At 43.0% G+C, this 22,244-nt stretch carries 19 protein-coding genes and 1 pseudogene; 7 read left to right on the top strand and 13 right to left on the bottom strand.

Going from position 1 to position 22,244, the window contains the following annotated elements:
- Positions 1–80: 80 nt before the first annotated feature.
- From NDI42_RS10230 to NDI42_RS10195, 8 genes are all read right to left on the bottom strand, one after another.
- Positions 81–1,991 carry a TolC family protein gene (locus NDI42_RS10230; protein WP_190456998.1) on the bottom strand — a complete coding sequence of 637 codons (1,911 nt, stop codon included), beginning with the start codon at positions 1,989–1,991 and terminating at the stop codon, positions 81–83.
- A 136-nt stretch (positions 1,992–2,127) separates the two neighbouring features.
- Positions 2,128–3,288 carry an ABC transporter permease gene (locus tag NDI42_RS10225; protein ID WP_190457074.1) on the bottom strand — a complete coding sequence of 387 codons (1,161 nt, stop codon included), beginning with the start codon at positions 3,286–3,288 and terminating at the stop codon, positions 2,128–2,130.
- Between the two features lie 229 nt (positions 3,289–3,517).
- Entirely contained in the window at positions 3,518–5,002 is a 1,485-nt protein-coding gene (locus NDI42_RS10220; RefSeq protein ID WP_190456995.1) for an efflux RND transporter periplasmic adaptor subunit, read from the bottom strand.
- A 193-nt stretch (positions 5,003–5,195) separates the two neighbouring features.
- A complete protein-coding gene (locus tag NDI42_RS10215) occupies positions 5,196–7,844 on the bottom strand; it encodes an MGH1-like glycoside hydrolase domain-containing protein (RefSeq protein ID WP_190456993.1) in 2,649 nt (882 codons plus the stop codon).
- A gap of 108 nt (positions 7,845–7,952) precedes the next feature.
- On the bottom strand, positions 7,953–8,513 hold the full coding sequence (locus tag NDI42_RS10210; protein WP_190421418.1) for a sugar O-acetyltransferase: 561 nt from the start codon (positions 8,511–8,513) through the stop codon (positions 7,953–7,955).
- Positions 8,514–8,635: 122 nt separating this feature from the next.
- Positions 8,636–8,995: a response regulator gene (locus tag NDI42_RS10205; protein ID WP_190456991.1), complete on the bottom strand. Its 360-nt coding sequence runs from the start codon at positions 8,993–8,995 to the stop codon at positions 8,636–8,638.
- 115 nt (positions 8,996–9,110) lie between these two features.
- A complete protein-coding gene (locus NDI42_RS10200) occupies positions 9,111–9,374 on the bottom strand; it encodes a DUF7219 family protein (protein ID WP_190456989.1) in 264 nt (87 codons plus the stop codon).
- Between the two features lie 228 nt (positions 9,375–9,602).
- On the bottom strand, positions 9,603–10,106 hold the full coding sequence (locus tag NDI42_RS10195; RefSeq protein ID WP_199311255.1) for a DM13 domain-containing protein: 504 nt from the start codon (positions 10,104–10,106) through the stop codon (positions 9,603–9,605).
- A gap of 695 nt (positions 10,107–10,801) precedes the next feature.
- Between NDI42_RS10195 and NDI42_RS10190 the strand changes: the two genes are divergently transcribed.
- The 3 genes and pseudogenes from NDI42_RS10190 to NDI42_RS10180 all read left to right on the top strand — a co-directional run bounded on the left by NDI42_RS10190 (position 10,802) and on the right by NDI42_RS10180 (position 12,109).
- A complete protein-coding gene (locus tag NDI42_RS10190; RefSeq protein WP_190456987.1) occupies positions 10,802–10,942 on the top strand; it encodes a hypothetical protein in 141 nt (46 codons plus the stop codon).
- Between the two features lie 69 nt (positions 10,943–11,011).
- A pseudogene (locus tag NDI42_RS10185) lies at positions 11,012–11,347 on the top strand (DUF4440 domain-containing protein).
- A gap of 45 nt (positions 11,348–11,392) precedes the next feature.
- Entirely contained in the window at positions 11,393–12,109 is a 717-nt protein-coding gene (locus NDI42_RS10180; protein WP_190456985.1) for a DUF2259 domain-containing protein, read from the top strand.
- A 164-nt stretch (positions 12,110–12,273) separates the two neighbouring features.
- On the opposite strand, the gene NDI42_RS10175 is transcribed toward NDI42_RS10180, so the two are convergent.
- Entirely contained in the window at positions 12,274–12,948 is a 675-nt protein-coding gene (locus NDI42_RS10175) for a response regulator transcription factor (protein ID WP_190421408.1), read from the bottom strand.
- A gap of 58 nt (positions 12,949–13,006) precedes the next feature.
- Entirely contained in the window at positions 13,007–14,458 is a 1,452-nt protein-coding gene (locus NDI42_RS10170; protein ID WP_190456983.1) for a sensor histidine kinase, read from the bottom strand.
- 260 nt (positions 14,459–14,718) lie between these two features.
- On the opposite strand from NDI42_RS10170, the gene purT reads away from it, so the two are divergent.
- From purT to NDI42_RS10155, 3 genes are all read left to right on the top strand, one after another.
- Positions 14,719–15,909, top strand: a complete 1,191-nt coding sequence (purT, locus tag NDI42_RS10165; RefSeq protein ID WP_190456981.1) for a formate-dependent phosphoribosylglycinamide formyltransferase — start codon at positions 14,719–14,721, stop codon at positions 15,907–15,909.
- A 193-nt stretch (positions 15,910–16,102) separates the two neighbouring features.
- On the top strand, positions 16,103–16,882 hold the full coding sequence (locus tag NDI42_RS10160) for an S-layer homology domain-containing protein (RefSeq protein WP_199311254.1): 780 nt from the start codon (positions 16,103–16,105) through the stop codon (positions 16,880–16,882).
- Entirely contained in the window at positions 16,882–18,777 is a 1,896-nt protein-coding gene (locus NDI42_RS10155; RefSeq protein ID WP_190456977.1) for a WG repeat-containing protein, read from the top strand. Before NDI42_RS10160 ends, NDI42_RS10155 begins: the two co-directional genes overlap by 1 nt.
- A gap of 457 nt (positions 18,778–19,234) precedes the next feature.
- Here the strand turns inward: NDI42_RS10155 and NDI42_RS10150 are convergent, their stop codons facing one another.
- Both NDI42_RS10150 and NDI42_RS10145 read right to left on the bottom strand, forming a co-directional pair.
- The gene (locus tag NDI42_RS10150; protein WP_190421398.1) at positions 19,235–19,591 is read right to left on the bottom strand and encodes a DUF7980 family protein; all 357 of its coding nucleotides are present in this window, start codon (positions 19,589–19,591) and stop codon (positions 19,235–19,237) included.
- A 175-nt stretch (positions 19,592–19,766) separates the two neighbouring features.
- Positions 19,767–20,624 carry a M48 family metallopeptidase gene (locus NDI42_RS10145; protein ID WP_313931281.1) on the bottom strand — a complete coding sequence of 286 codons (858 nt, stop codon included), beginning with the start codon at positions 20,622–20,624 and terminating at the stop codon, positions 19,767–19,769.
- Between the two features lie 345 nt (positions 20,625–20,969).
- Here NDI42_RS10145 and NDI42_RS10140 point away from each other — a divergent pair, with 345 nt between their 5' ends.
- On the top strand, positions 20,970–21,239 hold the full coding sequence (locus NDI42_RS10140) for a GlsB/YeaQ/YmgE family stress response membrane protein (protein WP_190421396.1): 270 nt from the start codon (positions 20,970–20,972) through the stop codon (positions 21,237–21,239).
- Positions 21,240–21,795: 556 nt separating this feature from the next.
- On the opposite strand, the gene NDI42_RS10135 is transcribed toward NDI42_RS10140, so the two are convergent.
- On the bottom strand, positions 21,796–22,143 hold the full coding sequence (locus tag NDI42_RS10135) for a DUF4864 domain-containing protein (protein WP_190456975.1): 348 nt from the start codon (positions 22,141–22,143) through the stop codon (positions 21,796–21,798).
- Positions 22,144–22,244 lie beyond the last annotated feature (101 nt).

Here is a 22,244-nt window from a genome sequence, read left to right as displayed (position 1 = left end):
AATGCCTTTAGTGAAACCCAACAACTTAATATTAGCGTTGGGTTTCGTTACCTCAACCCAACCTACTTGCTTCTGGTTAATTACCTATTTGTTTCTATCGTCACATTCCATGTATCTAAAGTCGTACCAACAGTTTGATCCAAACCTGTCAAAGCATTGAGATAGGAAATAATTCCAGTAAGCTCTCTGTTTCTTGCTTCTACTAAGTTATTTTGAAAAGTCACCACTTGGAAAATTTCCCCTCTTCCCAATTTCAACCTTTCTTGTTCTATCTGTAATTGTCTTTCCGACAACTCCCTTGCTTGTTGGGCAAGTCTCACCTCCGAAAGTCTGAGATTCACATCTCTAACCCTGTCGGTTACTTGAATTTCTATACTTTGACGCAGATTTTCTAATGAATTCTTTGCTTGGAGGAAGTTTACCCGACTTCGCTGAAAATCTCGTTCTGCTGTGCGATCGCCAAAAGTATGAGAAAAGACTAAGCCAGCAGCCAATTGTGAGCTGCTACTTACAGAATTGTCGTATCTTGCATCAAAATCTAAGTTCAAGCGCCTGTTATTATCTGCTACCAACTGGTCTAATTTAGCTATTTCTAAGCGGAGTTGTGCTTGCAAATAATCAGGTCTATTTTGAAAAGCTACTGTTTTTAGTTTATTTAACTCTGGAGATATTGATGATAATATAATTCTTTCTACTGCTACAATATCCAGATTTTGTCCGATGTCTAAGATATCAAGTAAAGCTAACTTGGCAGAGGCAAGAGTATTTTGAGCAGCTAATAAGCTAAGTTCTCGATTAGCAACTTCTGTCTGACTTTGAACAATTTCAACTGGCGCTATTCTACCAGCATCAATTAAGGCTTGGTTAATCTGCAATATTTGGCGGGCGCTTTCCAAGGAAAGCCGCTCGATTTCAAGTTGTTCTTGCGCCTGGAGCAAATCCCGGTAGCCTAGAATTGCTGAGGTAATTGTATTGATTAGGGTAGATTTTAAAGCTTGAATATTGGCTCTTTCATCGAGCCGAGCAATGTCAATTGACGCTCTATTAACAGCAGTTCCAGCGCCTCTTAATAGGGGTTGGGTAAAACGGAGTTGGACATTTTGCCCAAGGATGTCGTTATTAATATTATCAATAAAATTATTTCTATTTGAGGTCTGAGTGTGAGTGTCCCAGCCAAAACTCAGCCTAGCTCCGGTAGGAATATTTACAGAAACACTTGCCCCAAGGCCGAGATCAGCACTGGTTGATGTAGTTGCGCCAGAACCGAAACGCTCAATGTTAAAAGATACATTAGGTGTAAGGTTAGGGATAAATTTATCTTCAGCTATTGCCAAGTTTTGTCTTTGGGCTATTCTTTCAAGATAGGCGTTTTTGATATCTGTGTTGTTCTGCACGGCTAAAACGACAACATCAGCGAGGGTTAATTGAATTCCTGGCTGAGGTGTTATTGGTTCCGGCTGGGTCGGTTTTTGTGTAGTTTGAGCGAATAAATTTGCTAGTTTTGTTGTTTTAGATGCAAGTAAATCTGAGGATTGGACGTTAATATTGGTTGCCGATGGGAAGTCAACAAATTGCCTCGAAAGAGCGGGAAGTGGGCTAGAGGGATGCTGTAACTGGATATCAAGAGACGTTAGGCTATTTTTGGTTGGGAGTTGGGGATCAGGAGGAGTAAGGAACAGCCTTTGGGATATACGCAAAGCGATCGCATCTGGCTTTCCTCTTTGCTGTGGTGATTGGGCGCCGCTATTGTGAGCTTTAGCCCCAATCCTTAGGGGCGCGCGCCTAAAGGCGATAGCAACGCTAGACGCACCCTTAACCTTAGCAGTATGTACTGTTGTCTGATCCGGCTTAAAAGCCGCAGCCAGCGTCATAGCCGTGCCAAAAATTGTCACCAGAAGCAGACAAGCACTACCGAGCCAGGAACTAACTGGGGGCAAAAAATTGTCGAGAGAATCTGGATGTTGAGAAATTTGGCGATCGCGCTTATACATAATAACTGATAGCTTTTAGCCAGTTGATTTTAGATTTTAGATGGAACAATTGGATGTTTAATTCAAAATCCTTTTATCCAGCTTGTAGCCCAAATAAATCTACTAGCAGGATCTAGGCGATAACGTGCGGTTCGCCCTACGAGTTACGCAACGCTTTAACTGGATCAAGCTTACTTGCTCTTAAAGCAGGCCCAAACCCAGCACCCACTCCCACCAGCAGAGCAGATCCTAAAGATAAAATTGCGATGCGTTTCTCAAATTGGTAAGGCAACTTAAAAGTCTCAGCGACAACAGTTGTCAACCCATGTACCGAGACAATGGCAGCAGTTCCCCCGAATAAACTCAAGATTGCTGCTTCTAAAATGAATTGCAGCATGATATCTCGTCTAGTTGCGCCAATTGCCCGCCTTAAACCAATTTCTGGGGTACGCTCCATTACAGCAGCGATCGTAATATTAGCAATCCCAACACCACCAATTAGCAGCGAAATTATCCCGACTGCTGTCAGTCCGCGTGAAGCAAGTTCCAGAGTTTGCTTTTGCTCAAGGATCTTCTCCACATTGTTATAAGCATAAAATCGTTTGTCCGGGAAGCGCTGCTCTAACAGCAGCTTTGCTTGCTGTTGCAAATCTTTCAATTTTTCCAGCTTATAAGGGCGCAGCTGGAGAGAGCCAAGATCGCGGCTACCAGAGAGCGCGTGGTAAAACGACATTGGAACCAGTAGCTGCCCTTCCGGTTCCTCATCGCGGGGATTAGTCGGTACCACCCCCACAACTACATAAGGTCTTCCTCCGACATAAATAGTCTCTCCCACCGCCTCTTGACCCTGAAAAAGTTTGTCTAGTAAAAATTGATCGATCACCACCACAGGGCGATAGTTTTCAAAGTCGGCAGGGGTGAAGAAGCGTCCCGCTAACAATTTCTTCCCAGAGGTGAGAAAAAAGTCTTCCGAAACAGGTGTCATGGAAGGTTGAGCTTCTTGATCCTGAAATATGGTTGGTGAAGGAGGATAGACCCAAGTCGAGGCACTGATTGCCCGCACGCCGACTAGACGCTGGCGCAAAAATTCCATGTCTTCCAACTTCAGCTCCCCTTCCACAAAGATTCTGACTTGAGGCGCGTCTCCCTCTGCTAGTTGCTCGGCAATTACAGCTCTACTGATATTGCCAACTTCAAGAGTGGCACTAACCGCCGCTACACCCATGAAAACGCCCAAGCTAGTGAGAACAGAACGTAAGGGGTTGCTGCGTAGGGAGTTAAGGGTGAGAGCGAGTAGGTCGAAGGGGGCGAGGCTCATGCCAATTGTGGATTTTAGATGCTCTTGATTGTGATTTTTTCCTTGTTCCAGAAACTGGGAACGAGGAAAGGGAGGCGATCGCCTCTTTACTTTATTCAGATAGTGAGGCACACTAGCGATCGCATCCAGTGATCGCTCTCACACCCAGCAGAGTCGTTCAGAGACGAGAAATGGGGCAAAGCCAAGAGCTTAGGCATTTCCAGCCTTTATTTATTAAGGAAATAATTTCTCAATCTCCCTCTTTTGATTCTTGTTCGGCAGTGATGGGCATTCCTGGTTCTAGCTCAGAATCAGGACTTGGAAGCACAATTTTGTCGCCTGGGCGCAAACCAGAAGTCACTTCCACCTTAGTTACATCCTCTAGCCCCAAAGTCAAGTTTCGTTTTTCCGCTTTGCCAAGGCGATCGCGTACCCAGACAAACGGTTTAGCTTTAGAACGCTGAATGGCTTCCGTATCTAACACCACCACGTTTTGCCGCTGATCCAAAATGATTTCGACACTGACCTGAGAGCCTGGAATCAACTTGCGAGTCGGCTGATCCAGCTTGACTATTGCAGGTACGGTGACTTGCCCCGATTGGCTTTCTTGCTGCTCATTGCTGTTAGCGTTAGAAGCGATCGCCTGCGGATACAAGCTCAACACTCGCCCTTTAAATATCTGCGAATCGGGGCCAATCACGCTAATTCGGGCAACTTGGTTTACCTTCACCTTGGCAGCATTCAGGGTGGAAAGATTCAGTTCCACCAGTTCTTGCGAAGGGTCGCCCAGAGTCAGCAAGTTATCGCCCAAGTTCACCCCATTCCCATTTTTGACCATGATGTTGAGAACTTTACCCGCAATTGGCGCACTCACAATGTTGTTTTGCAGTTGCTGCACCAGGCGTTCTAGATCCAGCTTCTGGCTCTGAATTTCGCTGGTAGCGGTGTTAACATCTGACTGAGCCTGACGCAGTTCTGATTGAGCAGCTGCAACCTTGTCTAAAAATTCCTGCTGGGAAGTTTGACCCTCCTGCTTCAGACGCTGAAGTTCCAAGGTACTCGTACTCAGCGCTAATTGAGCATCCCGCAGGGCTGATTCAGCGGCGCGGACTTGTTGTTTTTGATCCTGAAGTTCTTTTCCCGGAATAAAACCTTTTTCAGCCAAAGCTTGCAACTGCTGGAGTTCTCCAGCTGCTGCTGTTAGCTTTTCCTGTTCTTCAGCAATTTTTTCGCGGTTGCGGACTATTATCAGTTCCTGTGTCCGCATCTCTGCTTGCTTGTTGGGACGATTCTGGAGTTCCCGTTGGGCAGCATTTAGCTTTTCGGTCGCTTCCAGAACTTTCTGGCGGTTTCTCTCTAAGGCGAGTTCCTGTTTCTGAATCTCCAGTTGCTGGGCGGCGAGGCTAGTTTGTTGATCTCGGTTACGCAGAACAATCAGTTTTTGACCAGATTTCACGCGATCGCCAAGCTCTACTAACACCTGCTCCACAGCGCTTTCTGCTGGAGACTTCAGGGTTTGTTGACCGCCTAGTTTCACTGTGCCGCTCTCATTGATTTTATTCTCAACGTTGCCTCGCTTGACGGTAAGTAGGCGCACCTTTACCGGATCTGGTGAGCGATTCAGCAGCTTTGCATAGTCTACCCATCTTCCAGCGCTCAAGAGCGCCAAAACTCCAACACTTGACCAGACAAGCCATTGAACACCCTTCTTAAATTCTTTTTTACCTTGTTCCATGCTCAATCTTTTGCCTGGTCAGCTTGCAGATGTCTCACCCACAGAAATACAAAGCCGCATAACCCCTTCTCTAGTTAGGGAGAAGGGGTTAAGTAAGGGATAAGGAGTTTAAAAATTTGGATGCACCCGAATTTCAATGTCACTGATGATTTATCTACCGCTACTATATTTCACTGTAACAGCCTTGTAAAACTTACTTTTCGCCGCATTGCTGAATTAGTTTGGCAACTACACCAGTCCATCCAGTTTGATGACTTGCGCCGAGTCCTGCACCGTTATCGCCATGAAAATATTCATGGAAAAGAATTAAATCACGCCAATGCGGATCGGTTTGGAATATTTCCAAATCCCCATAAACAGGGCGCTGACCAGATTCATTTTTCAGAAAAATTTGGATCATCCTTTGGGATAATTCTGTGGCAACTTCCCAGAGGTTCATCATTTGCCCCGAACCAGTCGGACACTCGATTTTGAAGTCATCGCCAAGGTAATGATGGAATTTTTGCAGTGCTTCAATAAGCAGATAATTGATGGGAAACCAAATAGGGCCGCGCCAGTTGGAATTGCCCCCAAATAAGCCGCTGCTAGATTCTGCTGGTTCGTAATTCACACAGTAAGAATCTCCATTTACATTGAAAATGTAAGGATGTTCTGCATGAAATTTAGAAACCGAACGAATGCCATAGTCGCTAAAAAATTCTTTTTCATCAAGCATTTTTTCTAAGATGCAGCGGAGTTTATCACTATAAGCGATCGCAAGTAATCTTCGAGCACCAACTCCGGGCGTTTCCATGCAAGCCACATTTTTTTTCAGGTTGGGGCGATTGTGGATAAACCACTCCATTCGTTGTCTAAAACCAGGCAACTGCTTTAAAGTTTCTTCTTCTATGATTTCAACTGCCAAAAGTGGTATTAATCCCACCATCGAACGGACTTTCAAGGGTATATAACTGCCATTAGGACAATGCAGCATATCGTAGTAAAAACCATCAGTTTCATCCCACAGCGATTCCTCTCCTTCGCCCATCTGGTTCATCGCATCGGCAATATAGAGAAAATGTTCAAAAAACTTGCTGGCGATGTCTTCATACGAGGGATTTTCTATTGCTAATTCTAGCGCGATCGCTAACATATTTAGACAGTACATTCCCATCCAGCTAGTACCATCCGACTGCGATAGATATCCCCCCGTGGGCAGCTTCATATTTCTATCGAAGACACCAATATTGTCCATCCCTAGAAATCCGCCCTGAAAAACATTCTTTCCTTCAATATCCTTGCGGTTCACCCACCAGGTAAAATTAAGTAGTAACTTTTGAAAAACGCGCTCTAAAAACTTTTTATCAGCGCGACCATACATTTTTTTCTCAATATTATAAACCCGCAACGCCGCCCAAGCATGAACAGGTGGATTTCCATCGCTAAAATCCCATTCATAAGCTGGTAATTGACCGTTGGGGTGCATATACCATTCTCGCGTCAACCGCTGTAGTTGTCGCTTGGCAAAGTCTGGGTCAATTATCGCCAGGGGTATGACGTGAAATGCTAAATCCCAAATTGCAAACCAAGGATATTCCCATTTATCAGGCATGGAAATAATATCATCGCTGAAAAAATGAATCCAATCATGGTTTCTGATACCTTGTCGCGGTTCTGGTGGCGGTAATTCACCAGGATCTCCTTTCAGCCATTCCTCGACAACGTAGTAATAAAATTGCTTGTTCCACAACATCCCCGCAAATGCCTGGCGTTGCACATTGCGCCTATCTTCTGTCAGCGAACAGGAAGAAGCGACACGCTGGTAAAATTCATCAGCTTCCCGTTTTCGAGTTTGAAAAATACTCTCAAACTGGGCGTCAAATGGTGCGGCTAAATCTGCGCGATCGCTTAACCGCAATTTAACTACTTTAGTTTTTCCCGCACCAATATTTAATAAATATTTTGCTGCTACCTTAGTCCCTATTTGATTAGGATTAACAGCATCTTTCTTACCTTCCACAATATAGTTGTTAATCCCATCTTTCACGTAGGGCGAGGAATTATTAACTCCAAACAATCTCTCCTTATTAGTTTCGTTCTCTGTAAACAACAGTTCTGGTTCTCCCTCAGAATATAGCCAGCGATCTCCCAGCGTTGCTTCCGAGGCTTCTACAATACTTAAACCTTGATCACTTTTGAGCTTTTTTATCCGGGGCTTTTCATCAGTCTGATTCCAAGACCAAGTATTACGAAACCATAGAGTAGGCAAAAGATGCAGACTCTTGGCTTCTTTTCCCCGGTTAACTACACTAATTTGAATTAAGATATCTTCTGAGTCAGCTTTAGCATATTCGACAAAAATATCAAAATAGCGGTTTTCGGCAAACACCCCTGTATCAAGTAATTCAAATTCTCGATCTTGATAACCTCTACATTTATTTTCTTCAACCAGTTGGGAATAAGGAAATGCTTGATGCGGATATTTGTAAAGACATTTCATGTAAGAATGGGTAGGAGTATTGTCAAGATAAAAATAATATTCCTTGACATCTTCCCCATGATTGCCTTCCTTTCCTGTTAACCCAAAAATCCTTTCTTTAAGAATGGGATCTTCACCATTCCACAGCGCGATCGCAAAACAAAGTCGCTGATGGTTATCTGAAATCCCCGCAATACCATCTTCCCCCCACCGATAAGCACGGGAACGCGCATGATCGTGAGGAAAATACTGCCAAGCTGCGCCATCAGGACTGTAATCTTCGCGCACAGTTCCCCATTGACGTTCGCTTAAATAAGGCCCCCAACGCCGCCAATAAGCCTGGCGCTCGCGATCTTCTTCTAACCTCTTTTCTTCTTCAGTCATATTGTTTACTAGCAATGAAAACTAAGACTTTAAATTTGAAACCCGCCTGCGCGGGTTTAGTATGTATAGCCGCGAATTAGATTCGCCACTTATATTATTACTAATTTTTCAAGTTAGATGCCGAATAATCCGACAAGGATTTCCCACAGCAACGACATTCGGCGGAATATCTTTTACAACCACACTACCAGCACCGATAGTAGTATTATCACCAATAGTCACCCCAGGACAAATAATAACACCGCCTCCAATCCAAACATTATTACCAATTTTAATCGGTGCAGCGAGTTCCAAACCACTTTGACGAATTTCCGGGTCTGTTGGGTGATATGCGGTGTAAATTTGCACATAAGGGGCGCATAAAACATTTTCACCGATATGAACCGTATTGCAGTCTAAAATTACACATCCATAATTCATGTACAAGCCGTTGGCAGCGTAAATATTGCTACCATAGTCGCAATGAAAGGGAGGGACAATTTCCACTTTTGCTCCCACCTTACCGAATAAGTCGTTAAGGATTTGCGATCGCAAATCTGGCTGTTCCTCAGTCGTCGCACTGTACATTCTTAACAGACGACGCGCCCGCTTGCTATCAGCAGCCAGTTCCGGGTCAGAAGGCAGATATAACTCCCCTGCTAGCATCTTCTGTTTTTCCGTTTTTTCCACGGTGTCACTCCCTGCACTATATTTCAAGAGTAAGAAGTAAGAAGGCAAACGTCAAAAGAAGGATGAAGAAGGAATACAACAATCTGTTTCCTCCTTCATCCTTCTTTTGACTTTTATTTTGTCTACAAATAGGTAGCGATCGCTTCCAGAAGTTCAGCACTTGTAAACGGTTTTGCAAGATAACCGTTAGCCCCCAAAATTTCTCCTTGCTGACGGACATTTTTGTTACTGTCAGCAGTGAGAAAAATGAAGGTAATTGTGCCTGTAATAGGGTCAGAACGCAACACTCTCAAAACCTCGTACCCATCAAGTTTTGGCATTCTTACATCACAGAAAATCAAATCGGGGACGAACTCTTTTGCCAATTGCACTCCCTTCTCGCCATTATCAGCGCCAATCGCCGTAAACCCGCTTTCATCAAGAAGGTTCAGAATACTCTCGCGAATTAGTTCTTCGTCCTCAATTACCAACACTTTTGTCATCAGTTGCTATTTCTATTTTTTATTGCCATAGACGACAAAAGCTACGGTTAGCAATTCCCTTGCCAAAACTACTTATATCGGTTGTTTAATTTAAGATGCCAATATGCAAGAAACCTTATCTTGTTTCTGATGATAAATCTGAGCCAATGCCCATTGATTTCTTACTCTGCTTTAGCTGCTTCCAGAGACACTTTATCTGGTCATAAGCTTCCTCTGGAGAAAGTTTGCCTCCAGTCTCTAGCGCCGAGATGTAAGAGACTTTCTGAGCAAATTCTTGCAGATTAGCATTAAAAGCTAGAAAATCCGGGGAAAAAGAGCCGTAGTAGCGGCTTTGAGGGTAGAGAAAACTGTTTTTGCTCGCCCGCTCAGGATTTGTCATGGCTACCTTCTTATCAAATTGGGTTTATTGAGAAAATCTCTAATTATGTAACCTTAACCTAAGCTTAACCAAATGTTCCCTACCCTAAGAGATAATTTTTACAAAAAGCAATACACAGCAGGGCTGCTTTGCCTTGCTGTGTAACGCCTGTGCTAATATTTTCGTTTTTTCGCTGATGGAAGCAATACCCACCGACTCCGGTGATGGCGGGCATAACTGTATAAAATACTACTGAGCGCTGGCGTTGCTAGTACCGCCGAGCGTGGCATACCCAAAGGTGGCGTTAGCCATACGGCACCAAATAACAACAGATTTGAAGTTTGCCAGATTAATAGCGGCAGGAATTGGGTAGCGTTGAGTGCCGTTGAATTTATGTAATTTACCCAGGTTCACGTAGCCGTTTGAGTTTTGATAAGACTGCGGCGGCTTCTGGGATGTGTCTAAAATCACATGAAGATCAGGCCCTTGCTCGCTAGTCTTAAAAGACGAATCAAACTCTATATATCGTTGCCCATTGACGTTGATAATTCGAGCAGTTCCAGAAGTAGGTTTTTCCCCTGCAACAAAGACTCCAGGGCGAGTTGCAGGGCGAGTTTGGGCTACAGCAATTCCATTTAAGTTTGTTGAGGGATTAACTGCATTTAATAGTGTATTTCCTACAACTCCTGTCGCTACTTCAGAACTTACGACAAGAGTCATGCCTAGTATTACGAAGTGGTTCAGTTTCATCATTTTTAATCCTTCAGGCAAAATTACGATGGCTGAGTCGATGTTTCCGGGTTAAATAAATTGTTGCTCAATAGATTGGGGTATAGATTATTTTAGAGTGATATTTTACTTATGAGATTTATAGATATTTTCAGTGAGAATTAATGTTTCTCTCAGGAAAAACTCATTAGCTACCGCTCATCAGAAAAAAGACATAAAAATTTTTACTACAGAAAGAAGACAATAAACAATTATCTTCACCAAGAATAGGTGTTTAGCACCTGATACTTCGGATAAAAATATTCCAAGTAGCTGGCAACAAGTTCCGCGAAGAGTCGTCACCGTTATATTCAGGTAATTACGGGATTTTATGGGCTAGTTAAATTACAGCTTTATTGCTCATTTCTACTAGCTATTAATACTTTAAATTTGCTTTGACATAATAAATTCATATTATCGTGATGTTTACACCTATTTCTGATAATTTGGCTAAATTTATCCCTTAAAACCCTTATTATATCTACTAATTCCTTAGTTTTTTAATTACGTGATAATGCTTTAAAAAAATTGGCAGTAAGCGTTTCGCATTTACAGATAAATCTATTAGTAATTGCATATCCTCACAAAGATGCGATCGCCTTCTGGGGGTAACGCTAGGGAAAGTGTCATAAACGGCTTGTGTAGCAGAATTAACGATAGTGCAGAGGGGTTTTGATTTAATGAGCTATAAGGTAGCGACAGCAACGTTTCTAGCTACCTTGGGGTTCATAACAGCTTTCCTATCAATGCCCCAGATAGAAGAGGCATATATGCGATCGCCTTCTCTGCGTTCGTTTGGTCAGAGGGAGATAGAATGTTAACCCAAAAGGGTTGATTTAACGGCGAATCAAGCTTTCTATCAAGTCTTCGAGAGAAAAGATATCGAAGCTATGAGTGCTGTCTAGTCGCAGGGAACTGGTAGTCTTGGCATTCACCCTGGACGGAGAGTCTTGTGCGGCTGGAAGGAGATTCCCTATTCCTGAAAGCAAATATTTAAAAATACAAGCTACATTGACATAGAAACAAAGATTATTGTCACAGAAGTTCGGAATGCGTAAAACTCCGTCCGAGGCGAAGCCATCGCTTACGTCGTTCTTGTAGCAAATGTGTTACAAGTGGAGCGTAGCAGGCGAGTCCAAGTTCAGTCGATGGCAACGAATATCTTTGAACACATGGCACAGAAGCGGTATTTAGTTGATCACCGCCGCAGTCCTCTGATGCGTTAAGCTGTCCGCGATATAAAATTGAATTAGTGAACATTCAAAATTAATATGAGACGTTTTTCCGTAATTTCCCTAATGGCAGCTAGCGCCGCACTCATTTCCTCTCAAGTATTAGCAGATGTCTACAAAACAAGTCATCAACTGTCTGGTTTTTCGACGGATAGCCGTTACTATATATATCTCGAAAGTTATCGAAACGCGGCGACAGACGTTCCTAAAGCCAAACTACAAATTATAAATTTGCCGAGAAACACCTGCATTGAGAATGGCTGTTTAGAAACTGAATATACTGACGAAGCTAGGGAAACAGCCCCAAGTTTAACTACTAAATCGGCGGAAAATCAATTACTTAAGAAAACATCGATTATTCGCTACAATTTGAAGCTAAATCGTCCCGCACCTGGAAGAAAATTGCCAGTCCTTTCTCGCAAAACTAACGCCGATGGGAGCGAAACTTATACTTTCATTTTGAATGATAAGAAAGAGAAATTAGAGGTTTTGATGCAGCAAAAGTATATCCCTTCAGTGGCATATGGAGGTAATGCTGAAGTGGATCGTGCTGCTTTGCGTCTTGAGGTGACTGCTAATTATCGCAAACGTACTCTTAGTACGCTGAACAATTACCGCGAAAATGCTATGAAATATACGCTTAGGGAAGTGCGTCTAGCTCCCGATGGACGCACCGTGGCGATTATTATGAATATGATGCAACCAAATGAACAAGGAGCGTTACAGACTACTTTGGTGCAGAGTTCTCCACTTTAAGCCACGCTCTTCTCGTTCCTCCTGTTCTTGTTCCCAGGCTCCAGCCTGGGAACGACAGTAACCTAATCCTCTTTTGCTTGGGTTAGTTGAGCATTAGTAAAGGATAAGCTGAGTGAGAAAAAGTAGCGATCGCTCCTTCATTCCAGGCTGCGCTACTCAAAAAATTAATTTCGCAGCACATAACCAACGCCGCGCACGGTTTGAACTAGGCGCTTTTCGTTGTTTTCTTCGAGTTTCAGGCGCAGGTAGCGAATATAAACTTCGATGATGTTGGAATCGCCCATAAAGTCGTAGCCCCAAACTTGTTCGAGAATGCGATCGCGTGTAATCACTTGTCGGGGATGAGCGAGTAAGTGTTGCAGTAAATCGAATTCTTTTGCTGTTAATTCAATAGCGCGATCGCCTCGGAAAACTTCTCGCGTGGTACGATTTAAACTTAAATCTTCAAATTGCAAAATATCCGGATTTTCTTCTTGCGTTCTCCGCAAGTGAGCACGGACTCTGGCTAACAATTCTTCGATACTAAAGGGTTTAACTACATAGTCATCAGCTCCCGCATCTAAACCAGCTACGCGATCGCTTACTTCATCTTTTGCTGTTAATAAAATAATCGGGACTTTATTCCCAGTTGTTCGCAAGCGGCGACAAATTTCTAATCCCGATAAACCAGGAAGCATCCAATCTAAAATAAGTAAATCGGGATTAGATTCTCGCGCTGCTGTGATTCCTGATAAACCGTCGTTAGCTACGCTGACTTGATATCCTTCATAACCCAGTTCTAACTCTATAAATCGAGCCAGTTTGACTTCATCTTCTACTAGCAAGATATGTGCTGTCATAGTTAATGAACCCCAAAGGTAAAAGAAAAAGAAAGAGAAATTGGAAGTAAGGTTTTAATTATGGTGTGGGTAAAGTGACTGTAAAAACACTACCTTCACCTAGTTTGGATAGTACCGTAACACTTCCATCCATTCCCTCAACGAGAGTTTTAACGATGGATAAACCCAACCCTGCGCCGCCAGTAGAACGCGCTCTAGCTTCATCCACGCGATAAAACCGCTCAAAGATGCGGGTTTGTTGTTGTAGGGGAATCCCACAACCCTTGTCACAAACTTGGATAGTTACATTGTCGCTTGTTTTGTCTAATTTTATACTTATAGATTCATCGATTTCCGAGTATTTCAAAGCATTATCAATCAGGTTGATCAGCACTTGTTTGAGACGGTTGCGATCGGCTTTTACCTTGATAGGGTATGAGGTTGTAGAGATAGCGATCGCTCTACTGCTAAATTGTTGCGCCATTACCACCACCTCTGCAACCAAATCATTTAGCACCATATTTTCTACATGGAAATGTATATAACCGCTATCCGCCCGCGCCAAATCGAGTAAATCTTGTAATAAACGGATAGTGCTATCTGTTTCAGAAGCTGCAATGGAAAGAGCTTCTTGTTGTGCTTCTGTTAAGTTATTACTTCGTCGTAGCGTACTTTGTAAATAGCCATGAACAATAGTTAAAGGTGTCCGCAACTCATGAGAAACATTGCTAACAAATTGACGCTGCTGCTCCCACGATTCTGATATTCGATATAACATCATATTAAAGGTATCGGCTAATTCCTTAACTTCGCTAGGAGCATTAACAAGATGCAATTTTGCTTCCCCTAAATCTTCAACCGAAATTACTTTAGTCATTTGGCTCATTTGTCGCAAGGGTTCAAGCGATCGCTTCACATAAATAGCAATTGCCACCGTCACTATAAGAACTGCTAAAATATAAGAAATCCTCATGCTGCGAACCACTGCAATAAACATAGTTTGTTCGCTAGTAATGTCCTGTACTACGTAAAAGTTGCCAACTATGGCGCTTTTCACAATCAAAGGCTTACCAAAAATTACAAAGTAGTGTTTGTTTATTTTATAAATTTGGGGTTTAATCGGCATCCTTGAAAGGGACAGTAGTACCTCAGAAGTGCTGTTTGCCTGCCAATGTGGAGTAAATAAAGATTGAGACTGAGCAACAATTCTACCATTCGGATTGCTCACCCATATCAGTAAATTGGAAGTTGTGCGGTTATCAATTGCTTTTTGCATCCCAGTTTGTACAGACATCATTTCACTGTACAATTCAACATCTCGCTCAAAGTGTTTGGCAATATGCTGAATATTCTGTTTGGGAGCATTGATAAGAATCTGCTGCATTTTCCAAGTCGTCCAAACAGCAACGCTACTGACTCCAAAAATTGAAACAGCCGAGATACCTACTGTGAGACGAAACCGAAGTGAAAACGGATCAATGCGTTCCCTTATGTAGCTAATTCCCTTTTGATAGGCATTTATCAAACTCATTTATTAAAATATTTATTGCCACTCCACCTCTACTGATTACTAGCTTAGCCATAAATTATGAGAAAAGCCTGGTATTACTATAAATTAATCATAAAATAGTAGCAATTTGATTTGTGAAAATTAACGAACTACTCCTGGCGCAGTTAAGGCAACTCAACCTACACTCACTTTATAATTTTTAGTTTTAAAAGCAACCGTAGAAGATAAAAATTGCTCTATTTAGTTTTACAATGAGTTGACGAAGCAAAATAAAGTAATCAATGAAAAAATCTCTGAAACTTCCTCAAAAACTAATGCTGCTTGGTTCAGGAGAACTTGGTAAAGAATTTACCATTGCTGCTCAACGTCTGGGTAACTATGTGATTGCCGTGGATCGATATCATAATGCTCCAGCCATGCAAGTAGCTGATGAGTCAGAAGTTATTTCCATGCTGAGTCCAGACCAACTGGAAAGCATCGTGCAGAAACACAAACCTAATTTTATTATTCCTGAAATTGAAGCCATCAGAACCGAAAAACTGATTGAATTTGAGCAGCGAGGTATGATAGTTATTCCCACTGCAACTGCTACCCATTACACGATGAATCGAGACAGAATCAGGGAACTCGCGCATCAAAAGTTGGGAATCAGAACGGCTAAATATGGTTATGCAACAACCCTGGAAGAACTGATTGAGGTTTCGGGAAAAATTGGGTTTCCTAATGTAGTGAAACCTGTTATGTCATCATCTGGAAAAGGTCAGTCGGTTGTTGAGTCTCCAGAGAAGATTCAGACGGCGTGGAAATATGCAATTGAAGGTTCCAGAGGGGACAGTCAAAAACTTATTGTCGAGGAGTTTATTCCGTTTGAGTTAGAAATTACCTTGCTAACAATTAAACAGTGGAATGCGCCGACAATTTTTTGTCCTCCCATTGGGCATCTCCAAGAAAGGGGAGATTATCGAGAGTCGTGGCAACCAGCAGTTCTTTCTGAAGAATTGCTTCAGGAAGCGCAAGCGATCGCGCAAAAAATTACTGATGCTTTGGGAGGCGCAGGTATCTTCGGGGTTGAGTTCTTTATCACCAAAGATTCAGTAATTTTTTCTGAGCTTTCTCCCCGTCCTCACGATACTGGAATGGTGACATTAATTTCGCAGAACATAAATGAATTTGAACTACATTTGAGAGCTGTTTTAGACTTGCCAATTCCAAAAATTGAACAGCTAGGAGCTTCAGCAAGTGCAGTAATATTGGCAAAGAGAAATTCTAATTCCATAGCTTTTGTGGGAGTGCAAGATGCTTTATCAGAACCAGATGTAGACGTGAGGTTATTTGGCAAGCCTAATTCACGTCCGGGGCGCAGAATGGGCGTAACTTTGGCAAAAGGGAGAAATGTTCAAGAAGCGCGGGACAAAGCAACTACCGCCGTCAGTAAAATCAAAATAGTCGATCAAGAGGATTTTGATGCTTAATTAGAGAAAAAATACACCAAACAGAAAGAGTAAACTCCAAGGCGAACCAGCGAAGCCTCAGAAGAGCAGGCTTTTTCTGGTTCCCAGGCTGAGCCTGTGAATGTTTATTACTGAGCCTCACCCTCAATTAAGATGGGTTTCCAGGTTGATACTGGGAACGAGGATATATGTAAAAAATTGGGAGTTATTAAAGTTGAATAATCCAATATTTTCTGATATTCAAAATCATTGGGCGCAAGATTGTATTAAGCAGCTCTCCCAGCGCAATTTAATTAGTGGGTACCCGGATGGAAGTTTTCGCCCTAATGCACCAGTGACGAGAGCGGAATTTGCGGCACTGCTGCGGAAAGCATTTCCCAACGCCGCACCAATACGTAATGCTATTACCTTTGTTGATGTGCCATCAAATCATTGGGCAAATCAAGCGATTCAAGCTGTATATCGGGCGGGTTTTTTGTCTGGTTATCCGGATCGAACTTTTAAACCAAACCAACAAATTCCGCGAGTGCAAACTTTTGTTGCTATGGTGTCGGGATTAAAGTATAGCCCTACGAAAACACCCAGTGAAACAATAAAAAAGTATTTTGATGATGGTTTAGAAATTCCTAGTTATGCGATAAATGCGATCGCATCCGCAACCGAAAGATATCTTGTGGTTAATTATCCTAATGTTAGGCGCTTCAACCCCAATCAAAACGCCACCAGAGGCGAGGTAGCAGCATTGATTTGTCGTGCTTTAAAAATCTCTGGAGTGCCGTTGCAGTACATTCCGGGAATGGAATTTATTGTCATTGGGGCGCAATTTGAAGAAGCTGATGCCTTTTCCGAAGGGATGGCAAGAGTCAAAATCGGGGAAAAATGGGGCTATATTGACAAAACAGGTAAACTCGTAATCGCGCCACAATTTGATGAGGCTGATGCTTTCTCGGATGGAGTGGCACTGGTCAGGCAATATAAGGCAAAGAGAGAGTAATGGAAACTCGTGGCGTTTGGATTACTAGCACAGATAGCAAAGTTTTGAATTCCCGGCAAAACATTGCCGAGGCGATGGATTTTCTCGCGCAAACGGGATTTAATGTCGTATTTCCTGTTGTTTGGAACAATGCTTATACTTTCTATCCCAGTAAAGTTATGCGGGAAAATTTTGGTGTAGAAATCGACTCGCGATTTGTTGGACGCGACCCCTTAGCCGAAATTATTATCGAAGCACGTCGGGTAGGAATGGGGGTTATCCCTTGGTTTGAATATGGATTCGCCTCTTCTTACAATCAAAATGGTGGACACATCCTCGCAAAAAAACCTCATTGGGCTGGCCGCGACTTCAACGGCAATATTCTGAAAAAGAACAGTTTTGAGTGGATGAATGCGTTCGATTCTGAGGTGCAAGATTTCCTGCTGAACCTGTTACTAGAAGTTGCTAAAAATTATGATATTGATGGTATCCAAGGCGATGACCGACTTCCGGCGCTTCCTAGCGAAGGTGGTTATGACCGGGGAACAAGCGATCGCTACTTTCGGCAATTTAATCAAAACCCGCCGCAAAACTCCAGAGATCCGCAGTGGCTTCAGTGGCGTGCAGATATTCTCACTGATTTCTTAACTCGTCTGTATCAGGAACTCATTAATGTTAAACCAGGCTTGATAATTTCGATGGCACCCAGTCTCCCCGGTTGGGCGCTTCAAGAATATCTGCAAGATGCCATAGCTTGGCTTGACCGGGGGCTGATCGATATGCTGCACCCGCAACTTTATCGCCGCGACTTCTTGAGCTACAAACAGCTGATTGATAGTATCGTCACCCAGCAATTTACAACTTGGCAACTGCCTTTTTTGATGCCTGGTATCCTGTTAAAGGTGGGGTCGTATCGCATCAGTCCCGACTACCTTTTACAAGCGATCGCTTACAATCGTTCTCGTGGTATTCCAGGCGAGGTGTTGTTCTTCTACGAAGGTCTGCGAGAAGACAACGACGCTTTAGCTAAAGCCTTGCGTTCAGGCCCCTACGCTCAACCTGCACCATTTAAGCCCTCAGACTTAAAAAAGCTTGGCTTTACTGAGCGGAGAACTAGCGGCAAATACAGCTATATAGATAGTAGAGGAACAATCGTAACTCAGCCCCAATTTGATTGGGCTGATTCTTATAATAACGGGTTAGCGCCTGCAAAAATCGGCTACAAGTGGGGTTATATTGACAAAACAGGTAAACTTGTCAGCCGATTACAGTTTGACCGCGCTGAACCTTTAAAAGAAGGGCTAGGATTAGTAAAAGTTGGCAACAAATATGGCTATATCGACAATACAGGGAAACTTTTAATTCTGCTGCAAGTTGATGATGCTGAATCTTTTTCACAAGGGCTGGCAGCAGTCAAAATTAATAACAAGTGGGGCTACATTAATAAACTTTGGAATACTGTCATCCCTTTGCAATTTGATAGCGCTGATAGCTTTTCTGAGGGGTTAGCATTGATAAGTGTTGGCGGCAAATACGGCTATATTGATATGACCGGAAGGGTTATATTACCGCCGCAATTTGATGATGCTAAGTCTTTTTCCGAAGGGCTGGCGGCAGCAAAAATGGCTGGAAAATGGGAATATATTAATAAAACTGCTCAGGTGATAATACCACCGCAATTTGAGGAGGCTGAATCCTTTTCTGAAGGACTCGCGGCGGTAAAGATTGCTGGGAAATGGGGCTATATTGACAAAAATGGGAAACTGGTAATTCCCACAGAATTTGATGTAGCTAAGCCCTTTTCGCAAGGACTGGCGCTGTTTAATATTGGTGGAGAATGGAAAGTGGACAGCAATAATGGCGAACTATTTTTCAGCGGCGGTAAGTGGGGTTATATGCGCAATGTTATTTCTTAAAAATCGAGGCTAAAAATTTAAAAAGCAAAGGTACGCAGAGATATTAGTTTTACCTTGCGTTTTTTTGCGTCAAAAAGATAATTATGTCTATGCTGTCAGAGTGGGTGAAGCGAAGCTATCGCCTTGAGGCGAGCTCTCAACCTGAATGCTTGAGGCGGTTTTGTTCGCTCCTATCTTTGCCGCCAAGAAAGGCAAAGTGATGCAAATCCCACTTGAAACCAGCGTCATTAGTAAACAATCAACTAAACCCATATTCTTATGTGCTTTTTTCAAAATCAGGCTCAGGAAAACTTATCGCTTTCCATGTATTTATTTTGAAGGTAAATTTAGGAAATGGAGCAACTGCAAGGGTTTGAATAAATTGTAGTACCAATAAGATTTACTTATATGTGCTGAGCGATCGCTGCCTTGCATTTTTGTAAGTGGCTAAGCAAAATTAATTTTTGAAAATTCAAAATCAGGGTGTCAGGAAACTAGGCAATTCCAGCAGATGAAAGTAAGCAAGAGCTGCAACTACCAGAGTGTAAAGCGTTGAGCCACCCAGCCCAATCAACAAATCCCGTTTTGGGTTTTGCTGCTCTTTTGCTACAAACATATCCATCGCTCCCATCTGCATCATCACAATCCCTAATACATTGGAGAGCCAATAGCCAACAATCGTAAACGGCAAAAACCAGTCTGGGTTCATCCAACTGACGAGATAGCCAAACAGTAGCGCAATCGGCAGATTAAAGAACAAGTCGTTCCACCACGAGAGGGGAGAGAGCATATAGCCAATTCCTAACAGAAAGCCACCTCGCAGTTTCTTGAACATGACCATTACTCCCGCTCTCGAATTGTTTAAATACGTTAAGCATCATTAATCAGTATTGCATCGCACGCGAACGAATCATTATGGTAAAGATTCCTTAACCCTGTTCTGGTGCGGTCGATGCTACACAAAGGAAGCTTGACGAGAGCAGGCTTGTTTATTTTTTTTTGTCTTTTCTCTAGTTAGCTGGCTGTAAACGCGGACGCACAACCTGAGCAAAATCTTCGCGTCCAGTTTCCAACTGCGGCGGAACGCCATTAGGATAAGTTTGAGAAATTAAATTTTGTAAGCGTTCAATGCGGTTGCCGGGGTTGGGGTGAGTGCTGAAAAACTCCGGCGATTGTCCACCCGGTCTGGCATTAGCAAGTATCTGCATTACTTCTACAATACCTTTAGGGTTATAGCCAGCTTCAGTCATAAATCGGAAACCAAGGCGATCGCTTTCTAACTCATCCTCACGCCCGTACCGCAGACTGACCATCTGGTTAACCGCTTGGGCAAGCACTGCTGCTTGCCGACCCCCGCCTTGGTCGTCGCTTGCTGCTACCCCCACCGCACTCACCAGAGCTTGACCGAGTTGCTGCTTTGCCAAACGTTCCGCACCGTGTCTTCCGATGACGTGTCCTACCTCGTGTCCCAGCACAGATGCCAATTGAGCTTCCGATGAGAGACGACGCAGTAAACCAGCAGTGATGAAAATCTGTCCTCCCGGTAGCGCGAAAGCATTGACAGTTTGTGGGTCGCGCAATAGATGGAATTCAAAGGGATAGGGAGCATTCCTCGCCTCAGACCGCTGCACCACCGTAGCTCCCACTTGGTCAATATACCGCTGTAGCGCCTGGTCTGGGTACAAACCGCCGTGCTGAGCAGCCATACGCGATCGCGCTTGCAGTCCTAATATTACCTCCTCCTTTGGTGTCAGCTGTACGCGCTGGTTTTCCCCAGTTATCGGGTTTTGGGAAGTGGAACTACAGTAACTAACCAGTCCAAATAACGTCAGTAAAAGCGCAATCCCCAGCCTTATCAATGCTCTCACTGCTTGTCTCCAAATTTACTGGTCTGAAGGGTATCATAATACCTGCCAATCCAGCATCAGTCTCAAGGTTACATTAATAGTTCTTCTTAATGATGATGATGATTCTAAAGCTTGGACACTAGACTATGTTTTCATAAGAGCAAAGTGTTAATTTTAATTAATTTTAAACAACATATATTGCCCTACACAATTTGCCAGCAATTCATCTAAAGGCTTATAGAAAAAACCTTGTTAGCTATTCCTTTGAGGTATATCAACTTATATCGTCTGGCAGATGGGATGCTCCCTTCTAAACTGATATTCTGTAGTTAACTCGAAAAGAAAGACATTAAAGGAAACGGGACTATGAATATTATTGCTTGGATTGTTTTAGGACTGATTGCTGGTGCTATCGCTAAAGCCATCTATCCTGGTCATCAGGGCGGTGGGATTCTAGGAACAATCCTGTTGGGAATTATTGGATCTTTTATTGGCGGTACTTTGGGGCTTTGGTTAACAACAGGGACTTTAGCGCTAGGAACTGCACCTTTTAGTATAGGCGGAATCATTGCTTCTATTATCGGCGCACTTATTGCAGTATTTCTGTGGAACTTGGTTACCCGCAGAGCCGCTTAATCAGCTTGGCTTAGCTGCTAACATTTCGGCGGCACTAAGATGAGGAATATGTGATCGCACTTCCAAGGTGAGTATCCCATTCTCCCAGTAGTGGAATTGCCACTTAATAAGCAATTTGCTTTACCTAACGCCCCTGCGGGAGAATACTCACCTTGCCCCCAGCCAATTAAAGGTTGATGATTTCTGACGTAGTTTACTGACTGCTAGAATCAGTAGTAAGACATTCCAGAATTCATTAACCTGGTAAAATATTCGGGCAAAATTTATTTTTCATAGATGCTTATCGAGGCATCTATAAACAGTTAAAAAAGTTGCCAATAGCCGTATCCTACCTATAGCAATTCAAGGGTTAGGTGCCATACATCTGTAGGGACATGGCATTGCCATGTCCCTACCAAGACCACGGGAAGGTCAGAATTGCGATATATTCCACCCAACTGAACTTCCTACTTAAAGTTTTTCACTGGGCTAAAAACTTTAGTTGCGATCGCTTGACTAGGTGACACTCGCCACTGAAATATTTTTACCAAAAATATAATAACTCCTAACTCCCTCCTTATATTGCTATCAGTTGACACCCAGCAATTTTCCAATTGCCGTTAGGTTGTCTTTGCATCAGATAAATTGCCTTTATCAGCCTCCCTTCCCGGTCGAGTAGCACCACCTGTGCAGAAGGAAATCCTTCAATATAGGCGATTTTTTCAAACATCACCGAACGAGGACGATACACCGGATCGTAGGCAGTTTTTACCATCCTCATAAAGTTTTCGGGAGTGCCGAATTGAGCTTTAATTTCTCGGCTGGCAAAAGAGAAAGCGCCAACAGCATCATCCTTTTGAAACGCTTCTATTTGGTGAGAAATTACAAAGCGGATGGCAGTGCGGTCATTATCAGTTACTTCCATATTTTGAGCTTAAAAAAGTGATAGATATGCAAGTAATTTGGGAACCAGAGTGGACAAGTTTAGGATTTGGGAACCTTAATCAAAGTAGCAATAACATCAAG

The organism is Funiculus sociatus GB2-C1 (assembly GCF_039962115.1).
Lineage (GTDB): Bacteria > Cyanobacteriota > Cyanobacteriia > Cyanobacteriales > FACHB-T130 > Funiculus > Funiculus sociatus.
This window is presented reverse-complemented; position numbering and strand designations above follow the sequence as displayed.